Origin of the sequence: Natronosalvus caseinilyticus (assembly GCF_017357105.1) — an archaeon.
Lineage (GTDB): Archaea > Halobacteriota > Halobacteria > Halobacteriales > Natrialbaceae > Natronosalvus > Natronosalvus caseinilyticus.
Genome location: NZ_CP071596.1, coordinates 3,931,613 through 3,953,842 on the forward strand (window position 1 = coordinate 3,931,613; position 22,230 = coordinate 3,953,842).

Consider the following 22,230-nt stretch of genomic DNA (forward strand, 5'->3'; position numbering starts at 1 on the left):
GTTATGGCTGTTCTGGTTGCGGTACGTTTTCCGGGTTCGCCCCGCGGGTGGCGCCCTCGGCGAGTTCGCGAGCCCTCACCTCGAGGCGGGCCGCGGTCTCGGCGGTCGATTTCCCGGTTTCGTGGCCCTCGGCAACGATGTCGACCAGGGCGCTCCCGACGATGATTCCGTCGGCCCCCGCGGCGACGATGCGCTCGGCGTGCTCGCCCGTCTTGATGCCGAAGCCGACCGCCTTCGGGACGTCCCAGTTGGCCAGTCGCTCGAGGCTCGTCCCTGTCTGATCGGAGACGTCCTCGCGCGCGCCGGTCGTCCCGAGTCTCGCCTGAACGTAGACGTACCCCGAGACGCGCTCGCGCATCCGCTCGAGGCGCTCGCCGTGGGTGGTCGGCGCGACGATGAAGATCAGATCGAGACCGAACTCGTCGCAGGCCTCACGCAGCGGGTCGGCCTCCTCGGCGGGCAGGTCAGGGACGACGAATCCCTCGAGGCCGACCTCGGCGGCGCGTTCGACGAACGATCTGGGCCCTCGTTCTTCGCCAAATTGGTAGATCAGATTGTAATAGGTCATACACACCAGCGGCGCCTCGACCTCGAGATCCTCGACAAACTCGAAGAAGCGCTCGGGCGTCATCCCGCCCTCGAGCGCCCGGATCACGGCCTCCTGGATCGTCGGTCCCTCCGCGATCGGCTCCGAGAAGGGGAGGCCGAGTTCGATCACGTCCGCGCCACCCCGGTCCAGGGCCTCGACGTACTCGAGGGAGGCCTCGTAGGTCGGATCGCCCGCCGCGAGGTACGGGACGAACGCGGGGCCGTCGGCGAACGCCGCATCGATGCGGTCACTCATCGCAGTCCCCCCTCGCTCGCGAAGACCGACAGGTCGGGCGCGGCCTCGAGCCCTCGTTTTTCCGTCTCCTCGATCACCGTTTCCAGGTCCTTGTCGCCGCGGCCGGAGACGGTGACGACGACCGAGTCTCCCAGCACTTCGTCCGCGTCGTCGCGCCCAGCCGCTTCGTGCAGGAACCCGAATGCGTGGGCCGTCTCGAGCGCCGGGATGATCCCCTCCTCGGTCGAGAGGCAGTGGAAGGCCTCGAGCGCGGCGGTGTCGTCGACGGTCACGGGCGTCACCCGCCCCGTTTTGACGAGGTGCGCGAGTTCGGGGCCGACGCCAGCGTAGTCGAGTCCGGCGGAGACGCTGTGTGACTCCATGATCTGGCCGTGGGAGTCCTGCAGGAGGTGCGTTCGTGCGCCGTGGAGGACGCCCTCTGTGCCCGTCGAGAGCGTCGCGGAGTTGGGGGCGACTCCTGCATCTTCGTCGACCTCGAGCGAGGAGCCGCCGGCTTCGACGGCGTACAGCGACACGGACTCGTCGGCGGTAAAGTGGTGAAACGCCCCCATCGTGTTCGACCCGCCGCCCGCACACGCAAGAACAGAGTCTGGGAGCGAGCCGATCTGCTCGAGACACTGCTCGCGCGCCTCTTCGGAGATCACCGATTGGAAGTCCCGGACCATCGCCGGGAACGGGTGGGGGCCGACGACCGAGCCGATGACGTAGTGGGTATCCTCGACCGTCTGGGACCAGTCGCGCATCGTCTCCGAGATGGCTTCCTTGAGCGTTCCGCGACCCGCATCGACCGGGTTCACCTCGGCGCCGTTGATCCGCATTCGGAAGACGTTGGGTCGCTGGCGGTTCACGTCCGTTCGACCCATGTAGATCTCGCAGGGCATGTCCAGATGGGCGGCGGCCATCGCGGTCGCCGTACCGTGCTGGCCGGCGCCCGTCTCGGCGATGATTCGCTCCTTACCCATGTACTTCGCGAGCAGGACCTGTCCGAGGGCGTTGTTCAGTTTGTGCGCGCCCCCGTGGACCAGGTCCTCGCGCTTGAGGTACACGTCACGGTCGTAGCGCTCGCTGAGTCGATCGGCCCGCTGGAGTGGCGTCGGGCGTCCGCCGAAGTCCCGAAGTCGTTGCCGGAACTCGTCCATGAAGCCGTCCTCGTTTTCGAGGACGTAGCGCCGGTAGGCGTCCTCGAGTTCCTCGAGGGCGGGCATCAGCGCCTCGGGGACGTACTGACCGCCGAAGCGGCCGAAGCTTCCGTCCTCGAGAGATCGATCGTCCCCCTCGTGTTCGGTTTCGGTCTCGTGCGCGGATGGAGTGCGTTCGGTGCCGTCGTCGCTCGTCTCTAATTCGGTCATGTCGTATCTGCCTCTGCCGTCGTCAGTCGTCGGGTGTTCGCTCGTACGTCACCGTCGGTTTCGCCCGCGTGGTCCATGATCGCGCTCCCGGCGAGCAGCGCGTCGGCTCCCGCGTCGCGCATTCGACGGACGTCGTCGGGCGTCGAAATCCCGCTCTCGGCGATCAGCGTCACGTTGTCGGGGACGTGGGGCGCGACCGACTCGAAGGTTTCGAGGTCGACCTCGAGGCGAGCCAGATCACGGTTGTTCACGCCCACGATGTCGGCGCCCGCCTCGAGAGCCGTCTCGAGTTCCGTCCGGTCGTGGACCTCCACGAGGACCTGAAACCCTCGGTCCCGCGCGGCCGCGAGCAGCCCTGCGAGGTCGTCGACGAAGCGGGCGATCAAGAGCACGAGATCGGCTTCCACGAGATCGAGGTGGGCTTCCTCGAGGACGAAGTCCTTGCGCAACACGGGAACGTCGACGGCCGTTCGAACGTCTCGAAGCGCGTCAGCGGAACCGCCGAAGTGAGTCGGTTCGGTGAGGACGGAGATAGTCGTCGCCCCGCCCGCGACCATCTCCCGGGCGAGGGTAGCCGGATCGTCGTCCCGAACCCTGTCGCTCGTGGGGCTCGTCGGCTTTACTTCCGCAATGATCGGCACCCGTCCATCGGCTTCGGCCCGTTCGAGCGCGCGTGAGAACGAGCGCGGGTCGACGTCGAGAACCGCGTCGGCCCCGCCGCGTTCCCCGGCCGACTCGAGGATCGACCGGACGGGCGGCGCGAGGTCACCAGTGGTTTCCATTATCGTACATCAATGTACTATTCTATACATAAGGCTTGCGGGACGCATGCAAATATCCAGCCCACCGGTACCGTATTATGCCCCGTCCACCACACGACGAGCATGCACGTCACCCTCTCGCCCTCGAGCGTTCGCGGGACCGCCCGCGCGCCGCCATCGAAGAGTTACACCCACCGGGCCATCCTGGCTGCGGGCTACGCCGACGAGGCGACCGTCCACGATCCGCTCTGGTCGGCCGACACGAAAGCGACTGCACGCGCCGTCGAGGCCTTCGGCGGGGACGTCCTGCGGGCGGGCGACGAGCGACTCGAGGTCTCTGGGTTCGACGGTCGGCCAAGCGTCCCGGACAACGTGATCGACTGCGCCAACAGCGGCACGACGATGCGCCTGGTAACCGCGACAGCAGCGCTGGCCGACGGGACGACCGTCCTCACGGGCGACGAATCGCTTCGCTCGCGCCCGCAGGGACCGCTGCTCGAGGCGATCGACGACCTCGGCGGCGAGGCGTTCAGCACGCGCGGGAACGGCCAGGCGCCGCTGGTCGTGACCGGTCCCGTTTCTGGAAACCGCGTCTCGATCCCCGGCGACGTCTCCTCGCAGTACGTGTCGGCCCTGCTGATGGCCGGCAGCCTGCTCGAGGACGGCCTCGAGGTCGCCCTCGAGACGGAACTCAAGTCCGCACCCTACGTCGACGTGACTCTCGAGGTGCTCGACGACTTCGGTGTCACCGCCCGACGGACGGACGACGGCTTCGCCGTCGACGGCGACCAGTCCTACGAGGCTGCGGACGGCGCCTACCACGTTCCGGGCGACTTCTCTTCGATCTCGTACCTGGCCGCCGCCGGGGCCGTCGCCGGCGACGAAAGCGTCCGCGTCCGCGGCGTCTACCCGAGCGCACAGGGCGACAGCGCCATCCTCGAGATCCTCGAGCGCATGGGCGCCGACGTGGTCTGGGACCACGGGGAAGGGATCCTCGAGGTCTCCCGGAGTGACCTCGAGGGCGTCGAGGTGTCGGTCGCGGACACGCCCGACCTGCTACCGACAATCGCGGTCCTGGGCGCCGTCGCCGAGGGCGACACCCACATCACGGACGCCGAGCACGTCCGCTACAAGGAGACCGACCGCGTGAGCGCGATGGCCGAAGAACTGGGAAAGATGGGCGTGCGGACGACGGAGGAGCGCGAGTCCCTGACCGTCCACGGCAGCGACTCCTCGCTCGAGGGCGCGGCGGTCGACGGTCGGGGCGACCACCGGATCGTCATGTCGCTGGCTGTCGCCGCTCTCCAGGCAGCGGGCGAGACGCGGATCGAGGGCGCCGAACACGTCGACGTCTCGTTCCCGTCGTTCTTCGACGTGCTCTACGATCTGGGAGTGAGACTCGAGCGGTCAGCGTAGGTCGAGCCTCGAGAAAATAGCTACGTCGAATCTCGAGCGTGAGACGGTCTCGAACGGCTGATCGACTCGACAGAGCGGGCCAAACGAGGGGTCGCCAATACGCGAATTCCATTAAGTACCTCTCGTCACAAGGTATAGCTATGAAGGGCATTTTGGCGGCGCCGACGTTTCCCTCTCCATAGTGGTAGCTTCGCGGCCAGAGTACGAACCTATCACTCGAGGAGAACGCGAGCGAGGGTTTTTCACCGTCAACGTTCCATCCACGCACGAGGATGAGTCCGAACGGCGTGCCGCAGGGAGCCAGGCTCGAGCGACCGAGTGGCGACGACGGCGAGCGGGAAATCGAAACCCGTCCCGGCTCGGGGTCGCTCTCGCGGGCCGCTCACCAGCGCGACGCCACCGTTCGCCAGTGGGGCGTCATCACCCCGAGTGCGACCGTCATCGGTCGACCCGACTCGCCCGGGACGGACCTCTCGTCGAGCGTCCGTCGACTCCACGACGAGCAGCACCCCGCGACACCCGGCTACGCCGAGCGTGCCCACCGTCTCGACCGGTTGCGGACGACCCAGGCGTTCTGTAACGCCCTCGAGTTGACGCCGTGGCAGCGGGATCTGGCACTCGGCGTGATGGACGAAATCGACCTCACCGCGTTCGGGAGCCAGCGCGCCATCGCGACGGTCGCACTGGTGGTGATCCGTCACGTCGTCGACGTCGACCGGCGCGCGTACTTCGGCCTCGACGACGTGGACGTGAGCGAACTCTCGCCCGAGCGGATGGAAGAACTGTTCGGCCAGTACCGCGCCCACGACATCACCGACGACCCGACGTTCGAACGACTCGCGGCCCGCCACGGGCTCGATACGACGAGTCTCAACCGACTTCGCCGCGTACTCAAGGGACAACTCGAGGGCGAGCTCCCGGCCTACGGACGGACGCCCTACCGCGATCCGAACCTGCCGACGGGCGTGACGGAATCCGTCGAGGCAGACGACGCGACAAGCGAGGATGACTCGGGTAACGAGAATGCGACGAGTGATGCCGGTACCGACGCCGACATCGACGACGCGGGCGACGAGTTCCACGGTGAATTCCACGACGAGTGATACCGGCAACGGCTTCGAGCGGGGCGGCCCTTTTGTGGACGGCGACCCTACCACGCACGATGACCACCGACCAGTCGAGCCCGATCGACGACGAGCGCGGCCTCGAGTCGAACGACTCCGGAGCGAGTACCGGCGACGGGCCGGACACAATCACTCTCTACGCGGACTACGTCTGCCCGTTCTGTTACCTCGGGCGCCAGTCCCTCGAGCGCTACCGGGAGTCCCGGGCGGAACCGCTCGCCATCGACTGGCACCCGTTCGACCTCCGACGCGGGAAGCGAAACCCCGACGGCTCGATCGATCACGACGCCGACGACGGCAAGGACGACGAGTACTTTGAGCAGGCCAGAGAGAACGTCCGCAGACTCCAGGAGCGCTACGACGTCGAGATGGTTCAGGACCTCGCCATCGAGGTCGACTCCTACGACGCCCAGCTCGCCTCATTGGCCGTCGCCTCCGCCGTGCCCGAGCGCTGGGAGGCGTTCGACGTCGCGATCTACGACACCCTGTGGCAGGACGGCCGCGACATCGGCGACCACGACGTCCTGCTCGAAATCGCCGACGAGGTCGGCGTCTCCAGCGACGTCGTTCGGGAGGCACTCGATGACGAAGACGAAGATGAAGACGAGCGCCTTCGATCACGCCTCGAGGAGCTGTTTTCGGAGGCGGGCCGAGCCGGCGTTCGTGGCGTCCCGACGTTCGTCTACGACGGCTACGCCGCCCAGGGTGCGGTTCCGCCCGAACACCTCGAGCGGCTGGTCGAAGGCGAGGACGGAGCGGAAGTCAGCAGCCAGTAGTCCGCGCTCACTCGAGTTTCTCGAGCGCGTCGAAGAAGTTCACCGACGGCCCCGCCAGCGTGATCGGATCGTCGGCAGCCCGGACCGTTATCGTCTCGGGCAGGTCCAGTGGCTGTCGATTGCGCCCGTCGCTGATCGCCCAGGCCGTCTCGGCGCCCGAGGCTGTGAGCGTGATTTCGCTCTCGGCCCCGACGACCAGCGGGGGCATCGCCTCGGTCGCACACATCTGCGTGACGACGAACGCGTCGACGGTCGGCCGAACCAGCGGGCCTCCCTCACTCAGGTTGTAGGCCGTCGAGCCGGTCGCCGTCGAGACGAGGACGCCGTCGGCCCGGCTCGTGGTGTAGGTCTCGCCGTCGACTGCGACTTCGACGTCGACCCCACCCGCCGGCCCCCGCTTCGGGCCGTGGACGACGACCTCGTTGAGCGCCGGTGCGAGCGTCCAACCGTTGCCGGTTGCTGTCAGGCGGGCGACGGAACGACCGGTGATCGATCCCGTTTCGTGGGCTTCCTCGAGCAACGTCTCGACCGTCTCGACGGCGTCGGCGGGAGAGATGGCGTTCAGAAAGCCGACCTCGCCGAGGTTGACGCCGACCAGGGGGGCGCCGCCGGCCTCGCGGGCCGTAAAGAGGAACGTCCCGTCGCCACCGATGCTGACGACGAACGCGCAGTCGTTCATCGCCTCGAGCGGGGCAGAATCCGCGTCGATTGCCCGTCCGGTCGCCTCGTCGACGACGGCGTGGTCACCGTGGTCGTGGACGGTCCGGATGAGCGAGGCCGCGAGTCGCTGTGCCCGGTCGTTCCCTCGCTGAGCGACAATGCCGACGTCGACTCCCATACCTGCCGGGTAGCGTCTCCGCGGGCAAAAACCCATCCTATCCAGTTTCGGGCTGGGACGGCAACGAGTTCCAGGTTGGCCAAGGCGGCAACAACATTCATCGTTCTGGGGCGTTTCCCCGGAAACGAACGTCACCGCCCGAACGCGACGACACCATGGACCACCCTGCCGACCCCCAACCCCGGACGCGAACCCCCCTGCGGAGTGGTTACGATGGGTGAGGACCTCGAGGACGACTGGTTCGAGCGCGCCCTCGAGGAACGCGAAACCGAGACCGACGACGGCGAGGAAACGGTGGGCGACGAGCGAGCAGAAGACGGTGTCGACGACTCGGGAATCGAGGGTTCCGACGACTCGGAAATCGAAGGCTCCGACGACTCGGAAATCGAAGGTTCCGACGACTCGGACGACTCCTCGACCTCGCTGTTCGACGAGGACTTCGGCAGCGCCCTCGACAACGTCGAGGTGCCGGACGTCGGCGCCGATACGGGATTTTCGGGAGACGCCCAGACAGGGCCGAACGGCTTCGACGACCTCGACTTCGACCTCGGTGGACCGGAAGAAACCGATTTCGACGCGGACGTCGACAGCGAGTTACCGCGGATCGACCTGGGAATCGACGGCCTCGACCGAATGATCCAGGGTGGCGTCCCCGAACGCACGCTCATGGTCGCGATGGGGCCCGCCGGCACCGGCAAGACCACGTTCGGCCTCCAGTTCCTCCACTACGGCCTCGAGTGCGGCGAGAACGCCGTGTTCATCACGCTCGAGGAGAGTCGCGAACGGGTGATCAACAGCGCCACCGAGAAGGGCTACCCCTTCGACGAGTACGTCGAGACGGGCCAGCTCGCGGTCGTCGGCGTTGACCCGATCGAGATGGCGAACAGCCTCACTTCTATCCGGAACGACCTGCCTCGACTCATCGAGGACTTCGGCGCGTCGCGACTCGTCCTCGACTCCGTCTCGCTGCTCGAGATGATGTACGAGGACCGGGCGAAGCGCCGCAACGAGATCTACGACTTCACGCGCAGCCTCAAGGAAGCGGGCGTCACGGCGATGCTGACGAGCGAGGTATCGGAAACCTCGCCGTACGCCTCCCGGTACGGGATCGTCGAGTACCTCACCGACGCCGTGTTCGTCCTGCAGTACGTGCGCCCGGACGACTTCCGGGAGACGCGGCTGGCGATCGAGATCCAGAAGATCCGGGACGCGAACCACTCCCGGGAGAAGAAACCGTACGAGATCACGAGTGAGGGGCTGTCGGTATACCAGCAGGCCAACCTGTTCTGATCCTCTCCTCGTCTCCCGCTCCTGCCCTCTTCCCTCCCCTTTCCACGTGAGCGCCCGACAAGCTGGTATCGATCGACGCGCTCGTTCGCCGCCGACAGAACGCTTATTCGTTTCACTTCCATCAGATTCACCTAGAATGGGAGACAGAGACGAGGTTCCGAACGACGGGACCTCGAGCGACGAGCCGAGCCAATCGTCACCGACGTCCTTCGTCGAGCAGGCGAACGTCGACGAGGACCTCACGGACGCCTTCGAGCGGACGTGGCCCGACTGCTGGGATCGAGCCGGTGAGTTGCTCGAGTGGGACGACCCCTACGTGGCCGTCCTCGACGACGAGAACCCGCCCTTCTATCGCTGGTTCCCCGGCGGAACGCTCAACGCCTCGTACAACTGCCTCGATCGCCACCTCGAGTCAGGCCGGAAGAACCACGCGGCGATTCGCTGGGAGGGAAAAGACGGCGAGCGCCGGACGTTCACCTACCGGGAGCTCTACGTCGAGGTGAACGAGTGCGCGGCGGCCCTGCGCGAGCTGGGCGTCGAAGAGAACGACGTCGTGACGATCTACCTCCCGATGATCCCCGAACTCCCGATCGCGATGCTCGCCTGTGCCCGAATCGGCGCCCCCCACTCAGTCGTCTTCGCCGGGCTGTCGGCGGCCGCGCTGGCGACCCGGATGGACGCCGCCGACAGCGAGTACCTGCTCACCTGTGACGGCTACTACCGCCGCGGCGACGCGTTCAACCAGAAGAGCAAGGCCGACAACGCCGTTCTCTCGGTCGACGCGGACATCACGACCGTTGTCGTCGACCGTCTCGAGGAGGAACTCCCACACGTCCTCGGCTCGGACGAGTACGATTACGACGCGTTGCTCGAGGCCCACTCCCGGGAGACGGTCGAGCCGGTCTCGCGCGATGCGGAGGACATGCTCTTTCTCATGTACACCTCGGGAACGACCGGCGAACCGAAGGGCGTCGTCCACTCCACCGGCGGCTATCTGGCCTACGCGGCCTGGACCGCCCGTTCCGTCCTCGACATCAAACCCGAGGACACCTACTGGTGTGCGGCCGACATCGGCTGGATCACCGGCCACTCCTACATCGTGTACGGCCCGCTCGCGCTGGGGACGACCACCGTGATGTACGAGGGGACGCCTGACTACCCCGACCGCGACCGGCTCTGGGAGATCGTCGAGCGAATGGCTGTCGACGTCTTCTACACGGCGCCGACGGCCGTCCGCGCGTTCATGAAGTGGGGGAAACAGTACCCCGAACGCCACGACCTCTCGAGCCTCCGGTTACTCGGGAGCGTCGGCGAACCGATCAACCCGCGAGCCTGGCACTGGTATCGCGAGCACGTCGGCGGCGGGGAGTGCCCCATCGTCGACACCTGGTGGCAGACCGAGACCGGCGGCATCGCGATTTCGACGGTACCAGGCGTCGACGAGATGAAGCCGGGATCCGCGGGGCCGCCGTTGCCCGGCATCGAGGTCGACCTGCTCGACGGCGACGGCACCGTGGTCGACCCCGGTGAGAGAGGGTACCTGACGCTCGGGCGACCGTGGCCGGGGATGGCCGAGACGCTCTACGACGACGACGAGCGGTACGTCGCGGAGTACTGGCGGCAATTTTCCGACCCCGACGCCGGCGAGTGGCGCTACGCCAGTGGCGACGCCGCCCGGATGGACGAGGACGGCTACCTCACGATCCTCGGGCGCGTCGACGACGTGCTCAACATCGCCGGCCAGCGAGTCAGCACGATGGAACTCGAGTCCGCCATCGCCGGCGTTGAGGGTGTCGCCGAGGCGGCCGTCGTCGGCGGGTCCAACGGAGGCGACGTCTACGCCTACGTGAGTACCGAAGGGGCCACCGACGACGGCGACGCTCTCGAACAACGGATTCTCGAGGCCGTCGAGACCGAGATCGGGCCCATCGCCCGACCCGAAACCGTCGTGTTCACGCCCGAGTTGCCAAAGACTCGCTCGGGCAAGATCATGCGCCGCCTGCTCGAGGACGTGACGAACGACGAACCGCTGGGCGACACGAGCGCGTTGCGAAATCCGGAGATCGTCGGGGAGATCCAGTCGGCGGTTCGCGATCTATAGTGTTTCGTCGTTTCCGGAGAAGCGAAATCGATGGCAGAGACGGATCCTGGTCGTCTATCGGCCGACTCGAACGATAACGAGGCCACCTCGAGCAGTGATGGCGCCGGTCCAAGCGATTACGTCGCGTGAAAAGGCCACACTTATATTCGTGTTAGAAGATATCACGAAGCATGTCCGTCGATGGATCGGCGGTGCTGACGACGACTCGGTACGAGGCGCTGTTGAACACCGCCGAAACCCACCGCGAGGCCCTCGTCGTTCGGTTGTGCGGCGACGTCGGCCTTCGCCCGGCGGAGGTCGTCCGATTGACGCCGGGTTGCGTCCGACAGCTTCGCGCCGATCCACCACGATACGGGCTCGCCGTTCCCGCCTCGACGGAGTCGAGCGACGATGTCGCTCGAGTCGCCTACCTCCCGACTCGCGTCGAACGAGCGCTTCGCCAGTACGCCCACGGCAACGGCATTGGCGACGACGACCGCCTCGTTCCCGTCACGCCGCGTCGCGTCCAGATGCTCGTCGCCGAGGTGAGCACCCGGGCGAGCGAGCGATTCGACGATCCGACGCTCGAGACCGTCTCCTCGAGCGATCTGCGACGCTTTTTCGCGAAACGCTCACTTCGCGAAACTCATAACCCACAAGCCGTCAAGGCTGCCGGTGGCTGGCAGAGTTTCGAGGCACTCGAGCCCTACCTCCCCAGCCCGACGCCCGACGAGCTGGTTCGAGCGTTCGAGCCGCTCGAAACGGGGGGCCCGCCGGATCGACCGTCGATCCCCTCGGCCCTCTCGAACGGTGGTCGACCGGTAGAGGAACGAGCGAATGAATCGGCGGGGAATTCGACGGCAGACACGCTGCGAGACGCGCTCGAGCACTCCGACCGATATGCCTGGTTCCGCCTCGACGCAGACGGACGTATCGACCGCTGGAGCGAGGGGGCAGCCGACTGCTTCGGCTACGCGGCGGCGGACGTGATCGGCTCACACGTCCGAATCCTCTTTCCGGACGCGGCCGTCGACGAGGGCGTTCCCGACCGACTGCTCGAGACCGTGCACGACGAAGACGGGGTCGACGTCGACGGGTGGCGCTGCCGAGCGGACGGGTCGCAGGTGCACGTGATGGAGACGATCGTCCCTCTCGTCGCCGACGGGAACCGGGGGTTCGTCGTTCTCTCGTGCCAGGACTCGACCCCTGACCATCGGCAGCGGTTCGAACCCGCTCGAGCGGTCACGGACGCGCTGCTCGAGGCCTCGACGCACGAGACCGTCGAAACAGCGGTCTGTCGCGCACTCGTCGACGAGGGGCCGTACGAATTCGCCTGGATCGACCGAACGACCGCCTCGCGAACCCGCCGGGAGTGGTACGCCGCGAGCGGCCTCGAGGACGCGACGATCGAGCACTTGCAGACGGTCCTCGAGGAAGCCGACGAAGTGAACCACGGCGACCTGGACGACGGAAGCGTCCAGACGAACGTCTCGATCGACGATTTCGACGGGGCGCTCCTCGCGGTTCCCGTCCGCTACGGCGACACCGTCTACGGGACGCTGATCCTTGGAACAGCGCGCGAGACGGTCGACGAACGGGAACGGGCCTGGCTCGAGACCCTCGGTTCCCAGGTCGGTCACACTATCGCGGCCGTCCGGCGACGCAACCTCCTGCTCTCCGACGCGGTGATCGAACTCGAGTTCGCCTGCCGGGACGCGGCGTCGTTCTTCGTCGACGCCAGCGCCCGACTCGACTGTCGGTTCGAACTCGACTCGCTCGTCCCCATCGACGACCACACCCAGCTGTACTACGTCCACGTCACCGACGCCACCCCGGCAGCGGTCTTCGAGCACGCCGAATCGGACGCCGGCATTCGAGAGTGCCGGGTGATCGACACCTACGCGGACGGCAGCCGCCTCGAGTTCGTCGTCGAGGGCTCCTCGCCGGCGCTCACGCTGATGGAGTACGGCGTGACCGTACTCGAGTCGGTGACCAGGGACGGGACGACGACGATCACGGCCGAGTGCGCGAGCGATACAGACGTCAGAACCGTCGTCGATGGCCTGTGCGCAGCGTTTCCCGCGTCGGAGCTCGTCGGAAAGCGCCAGGTCGAGCGCTCCGTCCAGACGGCCCGCGCGTTTCGAACGGGCCTGGAGGAGCGACTCACCGACCGCCAGGAGGCCGCGCTTCGAGCGGCGTACTTCGGCGGCTACTACGACTGGCCTCGTGAAAGCACGGCCGAGGAGATCGCCGACGCGATGGACGTCTCCTCACCGACCCTGCACAACCACCTCAGGAAAGGCCAGCACGAACTGTTGCGGACGTTCTTCGACGACCGGCCCTAACTGTCTAGATACCGCAAGTCGCTCGTCGCCCACGCGCTGTCCTGACAGTTGGAGATACTCGTCTCGAACACGTTCGGGTTGTGCCCAGAATATATTCCGCCCCCAAATACCCAAAATAATCGCCAAATTAACCTCATTCGACTGATTACTCGAGCTTCCCATCTGGCGTGATTTTGCTCACCTAGAGTCGGTATTTACCCCCCTTATCTCGTATTGCTGTAGTGTAACATGGCACAGGAAGAACCTGAACTCGAGGCACGGTTAGCCGAGGGGGAGACATACGAACCACCGTCGTCGTTCGTCGAGCAAGCGAACGTGAGCGATCCGGGGATTTACGAGGAGTTCGAGGAGAACTGGCCGGGGTGCTGGGAGCGCGCTGCGGACCTGCTCTCCTGGAACCAGGAGTACGATACCGTCCTCGAGGACGACGACGCGCCGTTCTATCGGTGGTTCACCGGCGGCGAACTCAACGCGTCGTACAACTGTCTGGACCGCCACGTCGAGGACGGCGCGAAGAATCGGGCGGCGATCAAGTGGGAGGGCGAGTTAGGCGAGACGCGCACTTACACCTACAGCGACCTGCTGCACGAGGTCGAGGCGTTCGCTGCTTCGTTGCGGGAGTTAGGCGTCGAGGAGGACGACGTCGTCACCCTCTACCTGCCGATGATCCCCGAACTCCCCATCGCGATGCTCGCGTGTGCCCGCATCGGCGCACCTCACTCGGTGGTGTTCGCGGGCTTCTCCGCCGACGCGCTCGCGACGCGGATGAACGCCGCCGACAGCGAGTACCTCGTCACCTGCGACGGCTACTACCGCCGCGGGGACGGCCTCGACCACCTCTCGAAGGCCAACGAGGGACTCGAGGGCGTCGATCACGACGTCGAGACGGTCGTCGTCGACCGCCTCGGCGACGATCACTCGCACTCGCTGGGTGAGAACCAGCGCGACTACGACGAACTCGTCGAGGCTCACGAAGGCGAGCCGGTCGAGCCGGTCTCGAGGGACGCCGAGGACATGCTGTTCCTGATGTACACCTCGGGTACGACCGGCCAGCCCAAAGGGGTGAAACACACCACGGGGGGTTACCTCTCGTACGCCGCCTGGACCTCCCACGCGGTGCTGGACGTCAAACCCGAAGACACCTACTGGTGTGCGGCCGACATCGGCTGGATCACCGGCCACTCCTACATCGTCTACGGCCCGCTCGCGCTGGGGACGACCACCGTGATGTACGAGGGCACCCCGGATTACCCCGAGAAAGACCGGCTCTGGGAACTGGTCGAGAAAAACGATGTCGACATCTTCTACACGGCGCCCACCGCCATCCGGGCGTTCATGAAGTGGGGCAAGCAGTACCCAGAAGAACACGACCTCTCGAGTCTGCGCCTCCTCGGGACCGTGGGCGAACCGATCAACCCCCGCGCCTGGCAGTGGTACTACGACCACATCGGCGACGGCGAGTGCCCCATCGTCGACACCTGGTGGCAGACCGAGACCGGCGGGATGATGATCACTACGCTCCCCGGCATCGGCGAGATGAAACCCGGTTCCGCGGGGCCTCCCTTGCCCGGCATCGACGCCCGAATCGTCGACGCCAGCGGCGATCAGGTCGAGGCTGGCAACGCCGGCTACCTCACCGTGAATAACCCCTGGCCGGGGATGCTGCGCACGCTGTACAACAACGACGAGCGCTTCCTCTCGGAATACTGGCAGGAGTACTCCGACGAAGAGAGCGACGAGTGGGTGTACTTCCCCGAAGACGGCGCGAAAATCGACGACGACGGCTACATCACCATCCTCGGACGCGTCGACGACGTCATCAACGTCTCCGGGCACCGCCTGGGCACCATGGAAATCGAGAGCGCCATCGTCGGCGTCAAGGGCGTCGCCGAAGCCGCCGTCGTCGGCGGCGACCACGACATCAAAGGCGAAGCCGTCTACGCTTACGTCATCCCCGAAGACGGATACGCGGACGACGACAGCCTCGAGTCGCGCATCGTAGAGGGGGTAGAGGACGCTATCGGACCTATCGCCCGGCCCGAAGAAGTCATCGTCACGCCCGAACTCCCCAAGACCCGGTCGGGCAAGATCATGCGCCGCCTGCTCGAGGACATCGCCTCGGGCAACGAACTCGGTAACACCTCGACGCTCCGGAATCCGGACGTCGTCGAGGACATCGCTGCCCAGGTTGGGGACGACTGAGGAGGGGCCTGGGTAGATCACCGCTTATCGATTATCGAGACCACAATCACAGCACACGATACACGAACGATACAATGCCAGATAATACCACTCACGAACCGGAGAACGAAGAACGGACCGTCGCGACCGATGGCGGCCGTTCGGACGTCGAACGAGAGAAGGAGATCGACTACCTGGACGTCGAGATTAACCTGCTGAAGCCGGGAACCCCGTTCATGCGGGATCACAACAGGGTCATTCTGTCGGGATTCGCCCTCTGGGCGGTGATCGTCTTCGGACCGATCACCGCGACGCGGCTGGCCCCAGGCGTGATGACCCAGACGATTCCGGGACTGGGGTTTCCGCTTCACTACTTCCTGATCGCGATCGTCGGACCAGGCGGTGCGCTGTTGTTATCGGTCTGGTACGTGCGTAAGCGCGACAAGATCGACGAGAAGTACGGAATCGAGCAGATACAGGCGCCAGAAACGACCCAGACCGACACCAGTTCGGAGCCGGCGGCGACCGACGGAGGTGTCGATCGATGAACGGTCTCGCGTTCACCGTGCTCTCGCTGATCGGGGACACATCTATCCTCCTGCAGGGAGACGAAGAATTGCTTCCCGAAGGGCTGAACATCGGATTTAAACCGATCCCGGCGATCATCGTCATCGCGATGATGGGGCTGTTTCTGGCGGCCGGCGTCTTCTACAAGGTGGCAGATACGTCGGACATGTGGGTCGCTGGGCGCTCGATCGGGAACATCGAGAACGGCATGGCCATCGGTTCGAACTGGATGTCGGCGGCGTCGTACCTCGGTATGGCCGCTCTCATCGCGCTGTCGGGCGTCTACGGCCTGGCGTTCGTCGTCGGCTGGACAACCGGCTACTTCGTTCTGCTCATCTTCCTGGCAGCCCAGATGCGTCGCTTCGGAAAGTACACCGCACCGGACTTCGTCGGCGATCGATTCAACTCCGACGCCGCCCGGGCCATCGCGGCGGTCACCACGTTCCTGATCGGGTTCGTCTACGCGCTCGGGCAGGCCCGAGGGATGGGACTCGTCGGCCTGTACATCCTCGGCGATCCCGGGATTCCGGGGCTAAGCGGCTACCAGGCGATGATGATCATCTTCATGGTCATCACCATTGCCTACCTGTCGCTGTCGGGGATGCTCGGGGCGACCAAGACCATGGTTCTCCAGTACGTCATCCTCATCGGCGCGTTCCTGATCGGCGTGCTGGTTACCGGGTGGACGGCGGGCTACTCGACGTTCCTGCCACAGCTCGAGTACGGCGCGTTGATTACCGAACTCAGCAGCGAGTTCTACGATCCGTTCGCGGGCGGAAGCTACTACCTGTGGGTCGCGACGGCGTTCAGTCTAATCTTCGGGACCTGCGGACTCCCCCACGTGCTGGTTCGATTCTACACGGTCGAGAACGAACGAACCGCACGCTGGTCGTGCACCTGGGGGCTGTTCTTCATCTGTCTGCTGTACCTGTCGGCACCCGCGTACGCGGCGTTTGGGACCGATCTCTACAGTAACGAAGTCCGCCCGGCGTACGGTGATCCCGGTATGAGCGGCGAGGCTGGAGACGTCATCGTCGTGCTGGCGACACAACTGGCAGGTCTGCCGACCTGGCTCGTCGGTTTCGTCGCTGCGGGCGGTATCGCCGCGGCGGTCGCGACGGTCGCCGGACTGTTCATTGCCGGCTCGTCGGCCATCTCGCACGACATCTACGCGAACATCATCAACCCCGACGCGACCCAGCGTCAACAGGTCCTCGTCGGCAGACTGAGCATCGTCGCGCTCGGCGTGCTGACGATCCTGTTCTCGCTCAACCCGGCCCAGCCCATCGCGGCGCTGGTCGGCTTCGCGTTCTCGCTCGCGGCCATCGTGCTGTTCCCGATGTTCTTCCTCGGACTCTGGTGGGAGAACACCAATCGTCCGGGAGCGCTCGCCGGAATGTCGACCGGACTGATCGTCTGGCTCATTCCGATGTTCAACGAGGGACACTTCCAGACCACGCCCTGGGGAATCGGGTTCCTCGAGACGTGGATGCCTGCCATCGGCTCCGGACTGATCGGCGTTCCGGTCGTCTTCGCTGTCACCATCGCCGTTTCGCTGGTCACTGCAGAACCGCCCCTCGAGACCAAGCAGATGGTCAGGCAGTGTCACAGTCCGGAACCGATGCCCAAAGACAAGACGGCGGCCGACGTGGTCGCTGAGAAGAACGGCGGCGGACCAACGCCGGCGGACGACTAACGATGTACGAACGCATACTCATCCCGACGGACGGTAGCAGCGTGGCGGAGGTAGCGGTCGAGCACGGGCTCGACTTAGCGGAGAAGTACGGCGCGGAGGTACACGCGCTGTACGTCGTCGACACCGACGCGGTGGCCTACGGACTGGGCACCGAGCAGGTGGATCGACTTCGGCAGGGCAACTTCCAGGGCATGACCGAGCTTCGCGAGAAGGCGGAAGCCGCGACCGGGTACGTTCGCGACCTCGCCGAGGCGAGGAGCATCTCGGTGGTCGAACACTACTCGGGCGGTCGACCGCACGCCCTGATCGCCGACTACGTCGAGGACAACGATATCGACCTCGTCGTCATGGGCAGCCACGGTCGCTCCGGGGTCAGACGCGCCCTGCTGGGTAGCGTCACCGAACGGACCCTGCGGTCGACGACCGTTCCGGTGCTCGTCGTCGACGCCCGGAAGTCGGTCGACGAATAACGGTAGCCCCGGTAACCCGTTCCGTTTTTCGTGTTTTCATCGCTCAGTAGCAGTGATCTCGAGACTACGGTTCGCGTTCGAAATGATCTTCGGCTCACGTTCGGTGACGACCTCGAGAACCCCGCCCCCACCCTCACCGCTTCTCGCCGGAGCCGTACCACTCCCGGGCCAGTTCGAGATTCCAGACGAACGCGAAGTAGGCGACGATTCCCGCGAGCATGAGCGCGTAGTACGCCCAGGTTGGCCCCTCGAGGGCGCTGAAGATGAGCTCGACGATCGTCACCCAAATGATCGCGAACAGCAGATCCACCAGTATTCCCCACCGCTCCTCGCGGGCGGTCTCGAGCCACGTGCCCGGTTTCATCGTGAGTCACCCTGCGCCGCCAACGATCCCGTCGAGTGCATGCCGGTGTGTGTCCCGGTGTGAGCAAAAAGCTACCGCCGAAGCGGCTCTCGGCCAGCGTCCACGAGCGGTCTCGAGCCGGAGCGAGTACGGATCCGAACGCACATATGTCCCAGCAAGCTACGCGTTCGTATGAACGAGCGTCGCAACCCCGAGGTCGCCGTCCTCCGACTCGGCCACCGCCCCGGGCGAGACGAGCGAATGACGACCCACGTCGGCCTGACGGCCCGGGCGCTGGGTGCCGACCGCGTCCTCCTCCCGGACAACGCCGGCCAGTCCCTCGAGACGGTCGCGGACATCACCGAGCGCTTCGGCGGGCCGTTCGCGGTCGAGTTAACCGATTCCCCCCAGGGCGTCATCCGCGGGTGGGACGGCAAGGTGGTCCACCTCACGATGTACGGCGAGCGCGTCCAGGACGTTGAGGACGCCGTTCGAACGGCCCACCACGAGGACGGCGACCCCCTCCTGGTCGTCGTCGGCGCCGAGAAGGTGCCCTTCGACGTCTACGAGGAGGCCGACTGGAACGTCGGCGTGACGAATCAGCCTCACTCCGAGGTCGCGGGGCTGGCCGTCTTCCTCGACCGCCTGTTCGAGGGGTGCGAGCTCGAGTGCGAGTGGGAAGACGCGGATCGACGCGTGGTTCCGATGGAGACAGGTAAGCGGGTCGTTTCGGCCGACGAGGAGTGAGGGTCAGAGACAGGTAGCCCCAAACCAGGACACCCACACTCGAGAGACACAAACTCGCGGTTCGACGCCGACACGGTAGACAGCGTCGTGGACAGCGTACCGAATAACGAGCATTGAGTAACAAGACTTAATGGCCGCATGCGATTAGTACGGGGTAATGGCTTTTGAGGACCTGCTCGAGGACCCGGTTATCCAGAAGTACTTACACGAGCTCGTCGGTCCCAAGGGGATGCCCGTCGCGGCGGCACCGCCGGACGGAGAGGTGACCGACGAGGAACTCGCCGAGACGCTGGACCTCGAACTGAACGACGTGCGGCGGGCGCTGTTCATCCTGTACGAGAACGACCTCGCCACCTACCGTCGCCTCCGCGACGAGGATTCCGGCTGGCTCACCTACCTCTGGACGTTCGAGTACGAGAACATCCCGGAGAACCTCGAGGAGGAGCTCTACCGGCTCTACGACGCCCTCCTCGACCGTCGGGAGTACGAGCAGAACCACGAGTTCTACCTCTGTGAGATCTGTTCGATTCGCTTCGAGTTCGGCGAAGCGATGGACTTCGGCTTCGAGTGCCCCGAGTGTGGCTCGCCCGTCGAATCGATGGACAACAGCCGGCTCGTCCGGGCGATGGACGACCGCCTCGACGCCCTCGAGGACGAACTCAACGTCGAATCCACCGCCTGATGGTCGTCCTCGCAACCAAACTGTACGTCGACGGCGATGCCCGCCAGCGGGCGCTGGATTCCCTGCGATCGCTGGTCGACAACGAGATCGGCGAACTCGACGTCGAGTTCGAGCTCGGCGTCCGACACGACGACTTCCCCTCCGTCACGATCGAGGGCGAGGACGCCGTCGTCGCCCGCAACGTCCTCCGCGAGGAGTGGGGCGAAATAGTCCCCGACCTCGAGGCCGGGGAAACCTACGTCGGCACGCTCGAATCGTGGGACGACGACGGGTTCGTCCTCGACGTCGGAACCGAGACCGGGGTTCGAATCCCGGCCGACCAGCTGGGCCTGGGACCGGGATCACCCGCACAGGTCAGAGAGCGCTTCGGCCTGGTCCAGCACCTGCCACTGCAGTTCGTCTACCGGCCGGACGAGGCGGACGGATCGCGGCTGGCCGACGCCGAACGCGACCGCCTCTTCGAGTGGACGCGCGGGGCCGGCCGCCTGAACGTCAACAGCGCGACCCGCGCGGAGGTCCGGGCGACGCTCAATCGCGCCGGCCACGCCCAGGACTACGTCACGGTCGAACGGCTGGGCTTACTCGAGCAGAGCGTCATCTGTACGGACGACACGGACCCGCCGGGGCTACTCTCGAGCATCGGCTCGTACCTGCCGGCGGAGTTGCGCTGCGTCGTTCCCTGATATGGCAGCTGTCACCCGCCGCCTCGTCCTCGCAACGCTCGCCGTGGCTCTGCTCACGACGATCGCCGGGTGTACGATGCTCTTCGGCGGCATCTCCGACGAGACCCTCGACGAGTCCCAGTCGTACGACGACCTCCGGGACCGCGAGGCGGACGTCGCCATCGACGTCGAGAGCGGATCGTTCATCAGTGACGGGGAGTTCCGCGCCGTCTACGACCTGAACGACACCGAACACGTGTCGCTATACCGGTCGACGCTCTACCGCGAGGAGCCACTCGAGGTTCGGGCCGTCCGCTACTGGTACCCGAACGGCACCGAACTCACCGGCTCCGAACTCGAGGTCGATCAGGACCGCTCGAGCACCGACATCCGGGTTCCGGACGGCAACGGGACGCTGGCGTTCACCGGTCCCGCGAGCCAGCGTCAGTTCTACCTGCCGGCGTACGTCGACGGGTCTTACGAGGTCATCCTCCCTGCCGGATATCGATCGACGAACTACCTCTTCGGGTCGGTGAACCCGGGCGGGCACGAACGGGAGGTCGTCGACGACCGGGAGCATCTCCGGTGGGAGCACGTCGATAGCTCGATCTCGATCCGGTACTACCTGGGACGGGACGTCTTCATCTTCGCCGGCGTCGTCCTCGTGGTCGTCACCGTCGGTGGTGCTGGCGTCGCCTACTACTACCGGAAGATCAAGGCCCTCGAAGAGAAACGGAAGTCGATGGGCCTCGACGTCGAGCTCGAAGACGACTCGGGAAAGGGGCCGCCACCGGGGATGTAGGCGGCTCGAGGCTGAATACAGTGAATACAGACAGCTCTCGAGGCGTGACGCTCAGGATAACGACAGACCGCGGATCTCGACCGTGTCGCCGTCCTCGACGCGCCCGATGACCGCCCCGTCGGTCTCGTCGACGAGCGCCTCGGCGTCTGACTCGTCCAGAGCCACCACGAAGCCGGTCCCCATGTTGAACGTGCGGTGCATCTCCTCGTCGGCGACGTTCCCCTCCTCGGCGACGAACTCGAAGATCGGCTGGGCCGGCAGAGGCTCCTCGATCACGTACCGGTTCTCGCCCATTCGGAGCAGGTTCGTCCACCCGCCGCCCGTGACGTGTGCGGCGGCTCGAACGTTGTGGCGTCGCATCGGCTCGAGCAAGTGCGTGTACAGACGGGTCGGTCGAAGCAGTTCCTCGCCGATAGTGACCTCGGGGTTCAGCGGAAAGGTGTCACCGTAATCGTGGTTCCGGGTCACGGCCTCGCGGGCGAGCGTGAGGCCGTTCGAGTGGATGCCGTTCGAGGGGAAGCCGACGAGGACGTCGCCTGCTTCGGCGTCTTCATCGAGAATTTCATCTTTGAGCGCGAGACCGGCGCAGGTTCCGGCGAGGTCGAAGCCGGTGACGACCTCGGGCATGACCGCGGTTTCGCCGCCGAGGAGGGTGAGGTTCGCCTCCTCGAGACCGGTCGCCAGCCCCTCGCCGATTTCGGCGGTGAGGTCGTCGTCGGGTTCGTCGACCGCGAGGTAGTCGACGAACGCGACCGGTTCGACGCCCGCGGCGACGAGGTCGTTGACGTTCATCGCGATGCAGTCGATACCGATGGTCGAGAAGTCTTCGATGGCCTCGGCGACGAGGAGCTTGGTGCCGACCCCGTCGGTCGCCAGCGCGAGGTAGCGGTCACCGATGTCGAGCAGGCCGGCGTACTCGGTCGTTATACCGCTCCCGAACGCCTCGAGGAGCGCGGCCGTGGCGTCCTCGCTGGCGTCGATGTCGACGCCCGTCTCGGCGTAGGTGAGTTCCTCCGGCTCACCGTTACCGTCGCCGCTGTCGTCGCCGTCCCCGTCGCCACCGCCGGAACCACCCCCCACCTCGTTCGCCTCGTTGGTCATGCTCGAGAGAGCACGGGGCGAGGCCAAAAGGTCACCGGTCCAGCGTCGGAGTGGGCGAGCCGACAGATGCCACACCGACCGACAGTGTCGCGTTCGGCGACTCGCGTTTGGTGGCGTCGAGTGCGGTAGTGTCGAGTGCGGCAGTTCGATCTAGCC

General features: G+C 65.8%; 20 protein-coding genes. 14 read left to right on the plus strand and 6 right to left on the minus strand.

The window, feature by feature from the left end; genetic code table 11:
• Position 1: 1 nt before the first annotated feature.
• From trpA to trpC, 3 genes are read right to left on the minus strand one after another with little or no spacing between them, the layout of a single operon-like run.
• Positions 2-844 carry a tryptophan synthase subunit alpha gene (gene trpA, locus J1N60_RS19135; protein ID WP_312909573.1) on the minus strand — a complete coding sequence of 281 codons (843 nt, stop codon included), beginning with the start codon at positions 842-844 and terminating at the stop codon, positions 2-4.
• Positions 841-2,193 (minus strand): tryptophan synthase subunit beta, encoded by a 1,353-nt coding sequence (gene trpB, locus J1N60_RS19140; RefSeq protein ID WP_312909574.1) that lies wholly within the window; start codon positions 2,191-2,193, stop codon positions 841-843. Before trpB ends, trpA begins: the two co-directional genes overlap by 4 nt.
• Positions 2,190-2,975: an indole-3-glycerol phosphate synthase gene (gene trpC / locus J1N60_RS19145; RefSeq protein WP_312909575.1), complete on the minus strand. Its 786-nt coding sequence runs from the start codon at positions 2,973-2,975 to the stop codon at positions 2,190-2,192. Before trpC ends, trpB begins: the two co-directional genes overlap by 4 nt.
• Positions 2,976-3,077: 102 nt before the next feature.
• Here trpC and aroA point away from each other — a divergent pair, with 102 nt between their 5' ends.
• From aroA to J1N60_RS19160, 3 genes are all read left to right on the plus strand, one after another.
• Complete coding sequence (gene aroA, locus J1N60_RS19150; RefSeq protein WP_312909576.1) at positions 3,078-4,370, plus strand: 3-phosphoshikimate 1-carboxyvinyltransferase; 1,293 nt, start codon at positions 3,078-3,080, stop codon at positions 4,368-4,370.
• Positions 4,371-4,642: 272 nt separating this feature from the next.
• Entirely contained in the window at positions 4,643-5,473 is an 831-nt protein-coding gene (locus J1N60_RS19155; RefSeq protein ID WP_312909577.1) for a DNA-directed RNA polymerase subunit epsilon, read from the plus strand.
• Between the two features lie 59 nt (positions 5,474-5,532).
• Positions 5,533-6,270 (plus strand): DsbA family oxidoreductase, encoded by a 738-nt coding sequence (locus J1N60_RS19160; RefSeq protein WP_312909578.1) that lies wholly within the window; start codon positions 5,533-5,535, stop codon positions 6,268-6,270.
• Between the two features lie 7 nt (positions 6,271-6,277).
• On the opposite strand, the gene J1N60_RS19165 is transcribed toward J1N60_RS19160, so the two are convergent.
• A complete protein-coding gene (locus J1N60_RS19165) occupies positions 6,278-7,108 on the minus strand; it encodes an NAD(+)/NADH kinase (RefSeq protein WP_312909579.1) in 831 nt (276 codons plus the stop codon).
• A gap of 213 nt (positions 7,109-7,321) precedes the next feature.
• Here J1N60_RS19165 and J1N60_RS19170 point away from each other — a divergent pair, with 213 nt between their 5' ends.
• From J1N60_RS19170 to J1N60_RS19200, 7 genes are all read left to right on the plus strand, one after another.
• A complete protein-coding gene (locus tag J1N60_RS19170) occupies positions 7,322-8,398 on the plus strand; it encodes a KaiC domain-containing protein (protein WP_312909580.1) in 1,077 nt (358 codons plus the stop codon).
• A gap of 136 nt (positions 8,399-8,534) precedes the next feature.
• Positions 8,535-10,499: an acetate--CoA ligase gene (gene acs, locus J1N60_RS19175; protein ID WP_312909581.1), complete on the plus strand. Its 1,965-nt coding sequence runs from the start codon at positions 8,535-8,537 to the stop codon at positions 10,497-10,499.
• 170 nt (positions 10,500-10,669) lie between these two features.
• A complete protein-coding gene (locus tag J1N60_RS19180) occupies positions 10,670-12,823 on the plus strand; it encodes a bacterio-opsin activator domain-containing protein (RefSeq protein WP_312909582.1) in 2,154 nt (717 codons plus the stop codon).
• 228 nt (positions 12,824-13,051) lie between these two features.
• Complete coding sequence (acs, locus tag J1N60_RS19185) at positions 13,052-15,025, plus strand: acetate--CoA ligase (protein WP_312909583.1); 1,974 nt, start codon at positions 13,052-13,054, stop codon at positions 15,023-15,025.
• A gap of 74 nt (positions 15,026-15,099) precedes the next feature.
• A complete protein-coding gene (locus tag J1N60_RS19190) occupies positions 15,100-15,552 on the plus strand; it encodes a DUF4212 domain-containing protein (protein ID WP_312909584.1) in 453 nt (150 codons plus the stop codon).
• A complete protein-coding gene (locus J1N60_RS19195) occupies positions 15,549-17,267 on the plus strand; it encodes a VC_2705 family sodium/solute symporter (RefSeq protein ID WP_312909586.1) in 1,719 nt (572 codons plus the stop codon). The genes J1N60_RS19190 and J1N60_RS19195 overlap by 4 nt, the downstream gene beginning before the upstream one ends.
• Positions 17,268-17,269: 2 nt before the next feature.
• Complete coding sequence (locus tag J1N60_RS19200; RefSeq protein ID WP_312909587.1) at positions 17,270-17,737, plus strand: universal stress protein; 468 nt, start codon at positions 17,270-17,272, stop codon at positions 17,735-17,737.
• 133 nt (positions 17,738-17,870) lie between these two features.
• On the opposite strand, the gene J1N60_RS19205 is transcribed toward J1N60_RS19200, so the two are convergent.
• Positions 17,871-18,101 (minus strand): DUF8119 family protein, encoded by a 231-nt coding sequence (locus tag J1N60_RS19205; protein WP_312909588.1) that lies wholly within the window; start codon positions 18,099-18,101, stop codon positions 17,871-17,873.
• 171 nt (positions 18,102-18,272) lie between these two features.
• Between J1N60_RS19205 and J1N60_RS19210 the strand changes: the two genes are divergently transcribed.
• From J1N60_RS19210 to J1N60_RS19225, 4 genes are all read left to right on the plus strand, one after another.
• On the plus strand, positions 18,273-18,827 hold the full coding sequence (locus J1N60_RS19210; protein WP_312909589.1) for a tRNA (cytidine(56)-2'-O)-methyltransferase: 555 nt from the start codon (positions 18,273-18,275) through the stop codon (positions 18,825-18,827).
• 157 nt (positions 18,828-18,984) lie between these two features.
• Entirely contained in the window at positions 18,985-19,509 is a 525-nt protein-coding gene (locus J1N60_RS19215; protein ID WP_254158196.1) for a transcription factor, read from the plus strand.
• Positions 19,509-20,192, plus strand: a complete 684-nt coding sequence (locus J1N60_RS19220; protein WP_312909590.1) for a DUF2110 family protein — start codon at positions 19,509-19,511, stop codon at positions 20,190-20,192. The genes J1N60_RS19215 and J1N60_RS19220 overlap by 1 nt, the downstream gene beginning before the upstream one ends.
• Before the next feature lies 1 nt (position 20,193).
• Positions 20,194-20,973 (plus strand): DUF5803 family protein, encoded by a 780-nt coding sequence (locus J1N60_RS19225; RefSeq protein ID WP_312909591.1) that lies wholly within the window; start codon positions 20,194-20,196, stop codon positions 20,971-20,973.
• 51 nt (positions 20,974-21,024) lie between these two features.
• On the opposite strand, the gene purM is transcribed toward J1N60_RS19225, so the two are convergent.
• Positions 21,025-22,074, minus strand: coding sequence for a phosphoribosylformylglycinamidine cyclo-ligase (purM, locus tag J1N60_RS19230; RefSeq protein WP_312909592.1), 1,050 nt, complete (start codon positions 22,072-22,074; stop codon positions 21,025-21,027).
• Positions 22,075-22,230 lie beyond the last annotated feature (156 nt).